At 65.6% G+C, this 11,340-nt stretch carries 8 protein-coding genes; 1 reads left to right on the forward strand and 7 read right to left on the reverse strand.

What is annotated here, in order from left to right; all coding sequences use genetic code 11:
- Positions 1-116: 116 nt before the first annotated feature.
- Positions 117-782, reverse strand: coding sequence for an NAD(P)H-binding protein (locus BOH68_RS02610; protein WP_077379241.1), 666 nt, complete (start codon positions 780-782; stop codon positions 117-119).
- Positions 783-1,188: 406 nt separating this feature from the next.
- Here BOH68_RS02610 and BOH68_RS02615 point away from each other — a divergent pair, with 406 nt between their 5' ends.
- Positions 1,189-2,310, forward strand: coding sequence for an oxidoreductase (locus tag BOH68_RS02615; protein ID WP_240499595.1), 1,122 nt, complete (start codon positions 1,189-1,191; stop codon positions 2,308-2,310).
- A 100-nt stretch (positions 2,311-2,410) separates the two neighbouring features.
- Here the strand turns inward: BOH68_RS02615 and BOH68_RS02620 are convergent, their stop codons facing one another.
- The 6 genes from BOH68_RS02620 to BOH68_RS02645 all read right to left on the reverse strand — a co-directional run bounded on the left by BOH68_RS02620 (position 2,411) and on the right by BOH68_RS02645 (position 11,180).
- Positions 2,411-3,616: a TIGR01620 family protein gene (locus tag BOH68_RS02620; RefSeq protein ID WP_103751478.1), complete on the reverse strand. Its 1,206-nt coding sequence runs from the start codon at positions 3,614-3,616 to the stop codon at positions 2,411-2,413.
- Entirely contained in the window at positions 3,613-5,100 is a 1,488-nt protein-coding gene (locus tag BOH68_RS02625) for a YcjX family GTP-binding protein (protein ID WP_258038355.1), read from the reverse strand. The genes BOH68_RS02620 and BOH68_RS02625 overlap by 4 nt, the downstream gene beginning before the upstream one ends.
- Before the next feature lie 115 nt (positions 5,101-5,215).
- Positions 5,216-6,421, reverse strand: coding sequence for an MFS transporter (locus BOH68_RS02630; RefSeq protein ID WP_077379419.1), 1,206 nt, complete (start codon positions 6,419-6,421; stop codon positions 5,216-5,218).
- A 166-nt stretch (positions 6,422-6,587) separates the two neighbouring features.
- Positions 6,588-7,424 (reverse strand): DUF2927 domain-containing protein, encoded by an 837-nt coding sequence (locus tag BOH68_RS02635; protein ID WP_170877481.1) that lies wholly within the window; start codon positions 7,422-7,424, stop codon positions 6,588-6,590.
- Between the two features lie 157 nt (positions 7,425-7,581).
- Positions 7,582-9,174: a solute:sodium symporter family transporter gene (locus BOH68_RS02640; RefSeq protein ID WP_077379245.1), complete on the reverse strand. Its 1,593-nt coding sequence runs from the start codon at positions 9,172-9,174 to the stop codon at positions 7,582-7,584.
- Between the two features lie 410 nt (positions 9,175-9,584).
- A complete protein-coding gene (locus tag BOH68_RS02645; RefSeq protein ID WP_077379247.1) occupies positions 9,585-11,180 on the reverse strand; it encodes a solute:sodium symporter family transporter in 1,596 nt (531 codons plus the stop codon).
- Positions 11,181-11,340 lie beyond the last annotated feature (160 nt).

Consider the following 11,340-nt stretch of genomic DNA (forward strand, 5'->3'; position numbering starts at 1 on the left):
GGAAAGCGGCCAGAGACTCCGACGCCCGCACGGGCTGCGTGCGGGCGTCGGCAGCTGGCCGAACGAGTGGCGATGACGCCGCCGGTGGCGGTGCGTCGCTTGCGCCAGATGCGGCTTCAGACCGTGGCAGCAGCGTCCTGCAGCAGGCTGGAGACCGATTGATCACCATCGAACAGCGTGAAGACCGGTGCCTTGCGATGGCGACCTCCGATCTCGCGCGCCTGCATCACGCCCAGCAGGAATTCCGCCACGTTGGCGCGTGAGACCTGCATCTCGTCGGACTTCTCCGCGTCCTGGGTCAGCTTGCCGTTGCCGGCTTCCTCGGTGAGGCGGCCCGGTTTGACGATGACGTGGCGCAGTCCGCTCTCGGCCAGGCAGAGATCCGCCGCCTTCTTGGCCGCGAAGTAGGGACGCATGGCCGCCGGGCCTGCCAGCGGGGTCTCGGAGCGGATCGAGCTGACCTGGATCACCCGCGAGAGGCCGAATTCCGCGGCCAGTTCCGCAGTGCGCATGGCACCGTGCAGGTCGATGGTCAATGTCTTGTCAGGGCCGGTATGCGGGCCGGACCCCGCGACGAACACTGCCTGGTCACAGCCATAGAACGCCTGGCGCATCTCGCCTTCCAGGTCTCCCATGACGGTCGGAATGCCGCGTTCATGGAACCAGCCCTGCTGGTCCGTCGAGCGGATCATGGCGACGATGGGTTCGCCGGCGGCCTGGGCCTTCTCGCAGAGTTGACGACCGATCTTGCCATTGGCACCGATGATGAGCGTCTTGCGCATGTTGGCGACTCCTTGTTCGGGGGAACGAATGCAGCAGGCCGAGCCATCATCTCGAGAGAGCGATCCTCAAGCGATGACTCGGCGGGATACCGTCTTTCCTGCGGTCGGCCGGAGTGAACTTCAAGTGGTCCTGCCGTCGGGAGCCTGACAGGAGGTCAGGTCATGAGAGATGTGATGGGGGGAGTGGACAGAGCCGATCACACGCATGCGAGGCCGGCACTCGCAAGCCGCGCATGACTGATGTGAGCGCCGACACACCTACATGAGTCTTAGCTTATAAATACTGCGGTATTAAAGGCGCATGCCGGGGCTATGCCGTGACGTGCAGCCTGCTAGGATGGCGCTACAACACCCGAGAGCCCACGGCTCTCGGTCTCCACGACAGCATGAAAGACAAGGACGTCCGATGAGCGCCACGATGAATTCCGATGCCGCGCCCTCCCAGACACAAGGCAACGCCATTCGCGTCGGCCTGATCGGTTATGGCATGGCGGTACGTACCTTCCATGCGCCACTGATCGAGGCGACGCAAGGCCTGGCGCTGGTCGCGCTCTCGACCTCGCGTCCCGAGGTGGTCAAGGCCGAACGTCCCGAGCTCGAGGTGGAAGCCACTCCCGAGGCACTGCTGGCGCGTCAGGACATCGATCTCGTCATCATCGCCACGCCCAACGAGACCCACTACCCCCTGGCGAGTGCGGCGCTGGCGGCCGGCAAGCATGTGGTAGTCGACAAGCCCTTCACCGTCACGCTGGCCGAGGGTGAGGCGCTGGCCCGAGAGGCGGAGCAGGCAGAGCGGGTGCTGGCGGTGTTCCACAATCGTCGCTTCGATGCCGATTTTCTGACGCTGGTCGAGCTGATCGAGGGCGGTACCCTGGGGCGCATCGCCCACATGGAGTCCCATTTCGACCGCTTCCGCCCCAGCGTGCCGGACCGCTGGCGTGAGCAGGCCCTGCCCGGCAGCGGCCTGTGGTACGACCTCGGGCCACACCTTCTGGATCAGGCGCTGTGCCTGTTCGGCGAGCCTGCCAGCATCCAGCTGACACGTCGCACCCAGCGCGAGGGAGCCGTCACCGATGATTTCTTCCATGCCGTATTGAGCTATGCCTCACATGCCATCTATCCCTCGCTGGTGGTCGAGCTGCACGCCAGTGCCTTGGCGGCCGCACCGACGGCACGTTTCGCCGTCCACGGCACGCGCGGCAGTTACGTGACGTTCGGTCTCGATCCTCAGGAGGCATGTCTCAAGGCCGGCAGCTTCCCGGCCCGTGACGAGGCCGAGCGGCTCGCGCAGCAATGGGGGCGCGACCCGCGCCCGGGCATGCTCACGGTGCTGGAGACGGCAAGGGAGGCCGGCGATGGGGAGCAGGTGCTGGTCGCCGGTATCCACCAGGGCCGCGATGGCGACTACCCGGCCTGGTATGCGCGGCTGCGCGACTGCATCCGTTCCGGCAGTGCCAACCCGACGCCCGCCGACGAGGCACTGCGCGTGATGAAATGGCTGGAAGCGGGGATCGCCAGCGAAGGCTGAGGCTGTTGGCGGTGAGATGACTCACGAAAACGCGCGCCCCGATGACTCGGGGCGCGCGTTCTGCTTTCAAGAGAGTGACAAGGATCAGCCTGCGATGCGCTCAGGCGTTGGCGTCGTCCTCGCCCTTGTCGGCCTTGCGCATGCGCGAGAACAGCTCCGCGCGCAGCTCGCCGATGCGCGGTACCTCCTCGGCATGGAAGGGGATGGGGCGCAGCAGGCGCATGGCACGCAGGCCCAGGCGTGCGTTCATCAGGCCACTGCCCAGCCCCTGTCCGGCCTTGGTGGAGAGGCGGCCGGCCAGATTCATCGACAGCAGATCCATGCTGGCCTCGGCGGCCAGTTCACTGGCGCCGGCGAAGGCCATCGACGCCAGCACCTCCTTGAACAGGCGCAGACGGCTGGCGTAGCCCAGCTCCAGTCCGTAGAGGCGCGACAGGCGCTCCATCATGCGCAGTCCGCGCCAGGCCACCAGGCTCATGTCGACCCAGGTCAATGGCGAGACCGCCACCATCACCGCCGTCTCGCCGCTCATGCGCGAGATCAGACGCCGCGCCTCACGGTCCCGCGGCCCCAGCACATGGAAGGCGAACAGCTCGCGGCGCTCCGACGGGGAGTGATGCGCTTCGCAGGCAGCGCGCCAGGCGCGCACGCCGGCATCATCCTCGCCCAGCTTCATCTGACGGCGCAGCTGCTCAAGCAGGTCTTCCTGCTGGCTGTCGGCCTTGCCGCCTGCCTTGTTCGAGCCCTCGTCAGGCGTGGACGGCGCATCACCGCGCTGGCCAAAGCTTTTCTGGCCAAAGCCTCCTTGACCAAAGCTCTCCTGGCCAAAATCATCCTGCTGATGTTCTTCCAGCTCGGCACGCAGCGCGACGTGCTTGCGCAGATGACGCAGTCGGAAGAGCTCCTTGCCCAGTGCGCGGGCGCCGAGCCCGATGGCACCAAGCCCCAGCAGGCCCCAGGCCCCGGCGATCAGGTCACCGCCCATGGCCGCCTGATACAGCGCATGGCCGGCCTCGACACCACCGAGTGTCAGGGTGCCGAGCAGCAGCCATTTGAGGCCACGATGGCGTGGCCTGGCGCTCAGCGTTGCATCGAGTCCCGGCGTGGCGGGCTCCGGTTCGGCCGCGGCCAGTGGCTGGCTTTCCATCTCCGGCGAGAAGTGGCGCGCGCCGCGCAGGGCCTCTGCCGCGCTCTCGGTGGGGCGCTCGGCGTAAGCCGTCGAGGCGGCATCGGCCTGCGCCGAGTCGGCAGAACCGGGACTCGTGAAGCGTTTGCCCGGGCGCGGGTGGCGGGATTCGGTGGTCATTTCAGGTGGTCTCCCAGCAGCCAGTCGAGCACCGCGTCCATGCGAATGTGAGGTGGTGCCTTGCCGTCGACCTGCGGCGGCGCGAAGTGGGGGAAGTCGAAGCGGCTCTCGGCCCAGAAATTCGGGTCGGGCAGCCGTGAGGGCACCTCGCCCGGGAACAGCAGCACGGACTCGCGGCCAGCGCCCTGCGTGCCTGAGTCGCTCGACCCTTCGTGCTCACCGAGCAGGTGTCCCGCCAGCGCCGGATGACGCTGACCATTCTCGACCACTTCACGCGCCTCGCTGGCGCGGATGGCGGCGATGGTGAAGGCCTTGAGCGGCACGTCGCGATAGCGCAGGCGTTTGAGCGGGCCCGCCAGCAGCTGCTCTAGCAGGTCGCGCATCGCGCCATGCTGCTCGGGGGTGACGTGGTCGGCCTTGGTGGCGGCGATGGCCAGGCGGTCGATGCGACGGTCCATCAGGCGCGCCAGCAGGTGACGGCGGCCATAGGCGAAGCTGTCGAACAGCTTGTCCAGCGCGCGGCTCAGGTCGCGGAAGGGTGCCGGGCCGGCATTCAGCGCACCCAGCACGTCGATCAGCACGATCTGGCGGTCAAAGCGCCGGAAGTGGTCGTGATAGAAGGGACGTACCACGCGGCGGCGATAGTGATCGAAGCGCCGCGCCAGGATGCGGTACAGGCTGGTTTCCGGCAAGGCTGCCAGCGCATCGGCTGTCCAGTCGCCAAGCCCCGGCAGCGGGAAGAATTGCAGCACCGGTGCCTCATCCAGCTCGCCCGGCAGCAGGAAACGGCCCGGTGTCAGGTCGACGAAGCCCCCCTTGCGGCGTGCGGCGTGCAGATAGTCGGTATACAGGCTCGCGATCTCGGCGAGGCGGTCTTCATCCACTTCGCTGTCCGGCGTCAGGCCCGCGATGGCGCCCATCCAGTCATGCGCCCAGTCGCCGCGCCCATCGGCCAGCTGCGTCTCGCATTCGCTGCTCCAGGCGGTGAAGTCCTGCTCCAGCATCGGCAGGTCCAGCAGCCATTCGCCGGGATAATCGATCAGGTCCAGTGTCAGGGTGGCGCGCTGGCTGTCGAGCATGCGCGCGGCGCGTGAGGTGGGGCGAAAGCCGATCTTGAGACGCAGCTCGCTGATGCTGCGGGTCGGCGTCGGCCATTCGGGGCCATGGGGCGAATGCTGGCCGGAAAGCGAGCGCAAGCCGGCTTCCAGCGGAAAGCGCGGGATGGAAAGATCCGGCTGACTGACACGCTCTGCCCCGAGCAGACGGCCATCGCGGGCGGCAGGCAACAGCTCCAGACGCGCGCCGAGTCCTGCGTGGCGCAGCTGCTCGATCAGCGAGACGAGAAAGGCCGTCTTGCCGGCACCGGACAGACCGGTGACGGCAAGACGCAGCTGACGATCGAGGCCGCGCTCCAGCAGGTCATGGGCTTCGCGGCCCACCTCGCGGGCAAGCTGGCGGGCGTTGCGGGTCATGGTGTTGAACATCAGGCATTCCCTGTCAGTGGGGGCGAGGCGGCGGCGCGACGTGATGGCGTCCTGGCAGCTGATGATGAGCTGGGTGATGGCCGGGACTTGTCAGTGTGCGCCGCACGGCTCGCCATCATCCCTCTATCTGCGGGCGATCGGCGCGCAAGGCAAGCTGACGCCACGCCAGAAGGGCGATGGGCAGCAGGCAGGCGGGGATCAGCAGCAGGTTGAGTAGCGCCCAGCCCAGCGTGCTGACCAGTGGTCCGGCCAGCAGTGCCGTCACCGCGCCTGTGGTGAAGACGAGGAACTCGTTGGCGGCCTGGGTGCGGGCCTTCTCGTTGGGGCGATGACAGCGGGTCAGCAGCGTGGTGGCGGGCAGGAAGGTGAAGTTCCAGCCGATGCCGAGCAGGATGAGGCCGAGGAAGAAGCCCTGGGTGCCGGTCAGATAGCCGGCGGCCAGCAGCTGCGCGGTGCCAAGGCTCGCCAGCAGGAAGGCGCAGCCGGTGATGATCATGGTGCCGGTGCCGAAACGTGCGGTCAGGCGTCCGGTGAAGAAGGAGGGCAGGAACATCGCGACCACATGCCACTGGATGGTGGTGGCGACGTGATCGAAGCCGTGTCCGGCATGCGCCATGGCCAGTGGCGTGGCCGTCATCGCCAGGTTCATCACCCCATAGCCGACCATCGCGCTGAGCACGGCCAGCAGGAAGGTCGGTTGGCGCAGGATCACGCCCAACGGGCGCGCGGGTTCGGGTTCATCATCGCCGTCCGACTGGGCGCTGCCTTCGCTGGGCAGCCGAATGAAGGCCAACAGCAGCAACGCCACCAGATACAGCGCCCCCAGCCCGAGAAAGCTGCCCAGGAAGGGCGTGTCGGCCAGTGCATGACTGGTGCGGGCAAGCCAGGGGCCGAAGAAGGCTGCCAGCACGCCACCACCCATCACCAGCCCGATGGCGCGCTCCCGCTGCTCCGGGGGCGCGGCTTCCATGGCGGCGAAGCGATACAGCTGGCCGAAGCCGATCCCGATGCCCACCAGCCAGGTGGAGAACAGGAACAGCCCGAAATGCTGCAGGTGCAGCGCCAGCACGGCCAGCCCCGCGCCTGCCAGCCCGCACAGATTGCCGAGCACGAAGCCGCGGCGTCGTCCGAGGCGTGCGGTGATCAGCGAGGCAGGGATGGTGGCGCACATCAGGCCCAGCCATTGGGTCGCGACCGGCGCGGTCGACCAGCTGCTCGAGGCAAGCTGGGCACCGATCAGCGGCGAGACCGCGATCAACAGGATGTTGCCGCTGACCAGCAAGGCCTGGCACAGCGACAACAGCGTGACGGCCAGCGGCAGGCGGGCCCGACCGGCAGTGGAGGATGAGGATGACATGATGACGCAGCTCCGACGGATTGCGGCGCCTGGTGCGCCTGTCCTGATTATGCCTGTGCTCCGCTCAGGCGTTCCAATTCTCCGTCAGGCGTCGAGGAGTCCGGGGCGGGGCGCGTGATGACTTGCATGCCTACTCTCCCGCCCATTCCCGCAGGCTACCCTTGCGCACCCGACGGACAGCGTGTGACAGCTCGCCCTGCTCGGCAAGTCGCTGGATGACCGCAGGCAGCGCGGCGCGGACCTCATCGGCTGACATGCCGGGGGAGAGCTCAGGGGCATAGAGCATCTTGAGCAGCACGTAATCCAGCGGACTCAGCCAATGATCCACCGTGACGTCGCTGAAGATGGAGGGAAACACCGCGTCCGAATCATTGGGCAATCCCATCAGCTGGGCGCTTTCCTCGACGACGCAGTCCACCAGGCGTGCCTTCTGGCGGGCGTAGTCGACCGGAATCAGGATCAGCCCACTGGCGATGGCCTGGTCGGCCCCGGTCTTGAACAGTGTCAGGCACACGCCTTCCCGCAGTGCCTTGCGCATGCCCGGGGTGGCGGCCTGCTGCTTGCCGACGTAGGCGGCGGCCTCGCGAGTCATGTGGCCCCGAGTGATGAAGGCGATGCGCAGGTTGGCCTCTCTGGCGGAGGACACGAAACTCAGCGGCTGGCCGGTGATGGCGGAGAGATGACGAAACTGGACCTGGCTCAATTGGCGTTGCAGGCGGGCGTCACCCAGCTGCGAATCGAGCCAGACCGTGATCGGCACCTGCCAGCGGGTGAGCGAGGCGCTGCTGCCGGGCTGGTATTCACGCTTGAGCGCCACTTCCATGAAACTGTCCGTCAGCACATCGGCGCGCTGCCAGCGCTCGGCGGCCTGGCTGACAGGCACCGACATCAGTGAGGCGAGCAGGGAGATCGACAGTGACAGCACCTTGAGGCGCGGACGACGGCTACGCAGGCGACAGCGGGACATGGGAGACCTCGGTGATGAGCGACTCGTCCAGCATGCCTGAAAGCGGTGCAGCAAATGCACAAATGCACGAATGCCCCGGCTGTCCGGGGAGACAGGGCGGGGCATTCGTGTCATGGCGGATGTGCTGCTCGCGGGGCGAGTCAGCAAACGGCGCGGGTCAGATGAAGGCCAGATAGATGGCGATCACCAGCACGACCAGCAGCAGCGCACAGACCTTGGCACCTTTCCAGGGGGTCATGTCGATGGCGCCGACATCCTGCTGGATCCATGGCTCGTTGCGCGGTGCCAGCTTGCCGATGATCAGCATCATCGCGATCAGCAGCACGAACACCAGGCCGACGAAGTGGAACTCGTGGATCACGTCCAGCACGCCGGAGAAGGCCGGCACGAAGTAGACCACGCCGATCACGCTGCAGCCGATCAACAGCGCCAGGTTGGCGGCGATGGTCGGCACGCGACGCGTCAGCAGGCCCATCAGTACCACGGCGAAGATCGGGATGAAGTAGATGGCATTCATCTTCTGCAGGTAACCGAACAGGCTTTCCTGACCGGCCAGCAGCGGCGCGAGGGTCATGGAAGCGATCGCCAGCACCCAGCCGAAGCCCTTGGAGACCTTGACCACTTCCTCGTCGCTGGCATCACGGCGCAGGTGCGCCTTGTAGATGCCGGTGGAGAACAGCGTGGTGGTGGCGTTCAGCGCCGAGTTGAAGGACGACAGGATCGCCCCGACCATCGCGGCGGCGAAGAAGCCGGTCAGCGGTGCGGGGAGCACGTCGAACACCAGCTGGCCGTAGGCGCTGTCGGCCTTGACGCCGGAAGAAGCGTAGAGGTGATAGGCGATGATGCCGGGAATCACCAGATACAGCGGGCCCAGCAGCTTGAGCGCGCCGGTCAGCAGCACGCCTTTCTGGCCCTCGGCGAGGGTCTTGGCGGCGAAGGTGCGCTGGATGATCTGCTGATTGGTACACCAGTAGAAGAAGTTGATGATCATCACGCCGGTGAACAGGGTCGAGAAGGGCACCGACTGGTCTTCACTGCCCATGGAATTGAATTTCTCGGGATTGGCGGCGGTCAGCGTGTCCCAGCCAGCCATCACGCCCTGGCCGTCGCTCACGGCATCGAGACCGAACCAGACGATCAGCATGCCGCCGATCAACAGTCCCACGCCGTTCAGGGTGTCGGAGATGGCGATGGAGCGCATGCCACCGAACAGCGCATAGATGGCGCCGATGATGCCGACCACCCAGATGGTCATCCACAGCAGTGCATTGGGTGAGCTGATGCCGGTAAGAGAGGGCAGATCCAGCATGCCCTGCAGGCCGATGGCACCGGAGTAGAGGATGATCGGCAGCAGGATCACCGCATAGGCGAACAGGAAGATGAGGTTGGTGATCAGCTCGGTGCTGCGCCCGTAACGCAGCGCCAGCAGTTCCGGCAGGGTGGTGATGCCGCTCTTGAGGAAGCGTGGCAGGAAGAACAGCGCCATCACCACCATCGCCAGCACCGCCATGACCTCCCAGGCCATCACCGACAGACCATCGGTGAAGGCGGCGCCATTCAGACCGACCATCTGTTCGGTGGACAGGTTGGTCATCAGCAGCGAGCCCGCGATCAGCGGGAAGGTCAGACTGCGTCCGGCGAGAAAATAGCCGGTGGAATGCGAGGTGTCATCGCGATGTGTCCACCACCAGGTCAAGGCGGCGACCAGGCCGGTAAAGAACACGAAAGAAACAAGGGTAAGGGCGTGCATGGGAGGAGGGTTCCTTGATGCTGGCTGGCGCGACGTCTGGCTCACGGGCACTCGGTCCGCGCGGCGATTCGGCGATCAGTCCAGCAGTATCGATGCAATGCACACAGCGAGCTGTGTCATCGTCCGTGACGAGACTCACCGGTAACATTCGCGGCAAGTCTGGCGACAGTGTAGGTATCTCCCGAGTTCCTGCTATCCGCCATTTGTAGAACATACGTTGGTTTCGGGGCTTGGCTCGCCCCTGTCGGCGTGATGGCGGGCAGAGGAAACGTGTGTCAGGCCCGCCTTGTAAGGCCGCCTTGTAAGACCCGTGACGCGAGACCCGCCGCGCCGCGCAACGAAAGCGCCCCGTCTCGGCGAGGAGAACGGGGCGCAGGCGGCCAGGGGGACACCGTCAGGTCATGCAGTGCTCAGCCGGCGAAGGCCAGATAGATGATCATCACCAGTATGAGAAGAATGATGCTGGCGATGCGCGTGCCAGCCCAGGGCGTCATGTCGATGGCACCGACATCCTGCTGGATCCAGGGTTCGGCACGCGGTGCCAGCTTGCCGATCACCAGCATCAGGGCGATCAACAGCACCAGCACGATGGCGATGAAGTGGAAGTTGTGCACCTTGTCGACCAGCTCGGAAAGCACCGGCACGAAGTAGAACAGGCCGATGACCGCACAGCCCAGCACCAGCGCCAGATTGGCGGCGATGGCTGGCACGCGCCTGGAGAGAAGTCCGACCACGATCACCGCCAGCAGCGGGATGTAGTAGATGGAGTTCACCTTCTGGATATAGACGAACAGGCTTTCCTGGGTCGCCAGCAGCGGCGCGATGGTCATCGCGGCGGCCGCCATGATCCAGCCCGCCCATTTGGACGCCTTGACCACCTCTTCATCGCTGGCATCCGGCTTGAGGCGTGCCTTGTAGACATCGAGACTGAACAGCGTGGCGGTGGAGTTGAGCGCCGAGTTGAAGGACGACAGGATCGCGCCGACCATCGCCGCGGCGAAGAAGCCGGTCAGCGGGGCAGGCAATACATCGAAGACCAGGCGACCGTAGGCGGCGTCAGCCTTGATGCCATCACCGGCGTAGAGCTGGAAGGCGATGATGCCCGGCAGTACCAGGTACAGCGGGCCCAGCAGCTTGAGCGCGCCGGTCAGCAGCACCCCCTTCTGGCCCTCGGCCAATGTCTTGGCGGCGAAGGTACGCTGGATGATCTGCTGGTTGGTACACCAGTAGAACATGTTGAGCAGCAGCACCCCGGTGAACAGGGTCGAGACCGGTACTGACTGGTCATCACCGCCCAGCGAATTGAGCTTCTCCGGGTGGGTCTCCTTGAGTGTTTCCCACCCGGCGAGAATGCCGTTGCCATCACTGATCCGATCCAGCCCGTAGTAGACGATGATCATGCCGCCGATCAGCAGCCCGATACCGTTCAGGGTGTCGGAGATGGCGATGGAGCGCAGACCGCCGAAGAGGGCATAGATGGCCCCTGCGATGCCGACGGCGATCACGGTACCGGTCAACAGCACCATCTGGGAATCGATGCCGGTCAGGGCGTGCAAATCCAGCACGCCCATCAGGCCGAGGGCGCCGGAATAGAGGATGCTGGGCAGCAGGATGATGGCGTAGGCCAGCATGAAGATCAGGTTGGCCAGCAGCTGGGTGGTGCGATCGAAACGCAGTGCCAGCAGCTCCGGCAGGGTAGTGATGCCGCTCTTGAGGAAGCGTGGCAGAAAGAACATGGCCATCGCGACCAGCGAGACCACGGCCACCACCTCCCAGGCCATCACGGAGAGGCCATCGGTGAAGGCGGCCCCGTTCAGGCCCACCATCTGCTCGGTGGAGAGATTGGTCATCAGCAGGGAGCCGGCGATGATCGGGAAGGTCAGACTGCGGCCGGCAAGAAAGTAGCCGGTGGAATGGCGATGGTCGTCACGACGGGTCAGCCACCAGGTGATCACGGCGACCAGCCCCGTGAAGAACACGAAGGAGCTCAGGGTGAGGGCATTCATGGCGTTATCCTTGTTGAACAACAGGGCTCGGAGGCCTGCCTGCTCAGCTGCCCATCGTCTGCAGAACATGTCTCACCGTTGGCGCGCGGTACCACGAGACACGCTGTCAGCGACCGACATCTAGCGTGCCGATCAGTGTCAAAGAAATGCCGGACTCTCA

Source organism: Cobetia sp. MM1IDA2H-1 (genome assembly GCF_002916775.2).
Classification (GTDB): domain Bacteria; phylum Pseudomonadota; class Gammaproteobacteria; order Pseudomonadales; family Halomonadaceae; genus Cobetia; species Cobetia marina.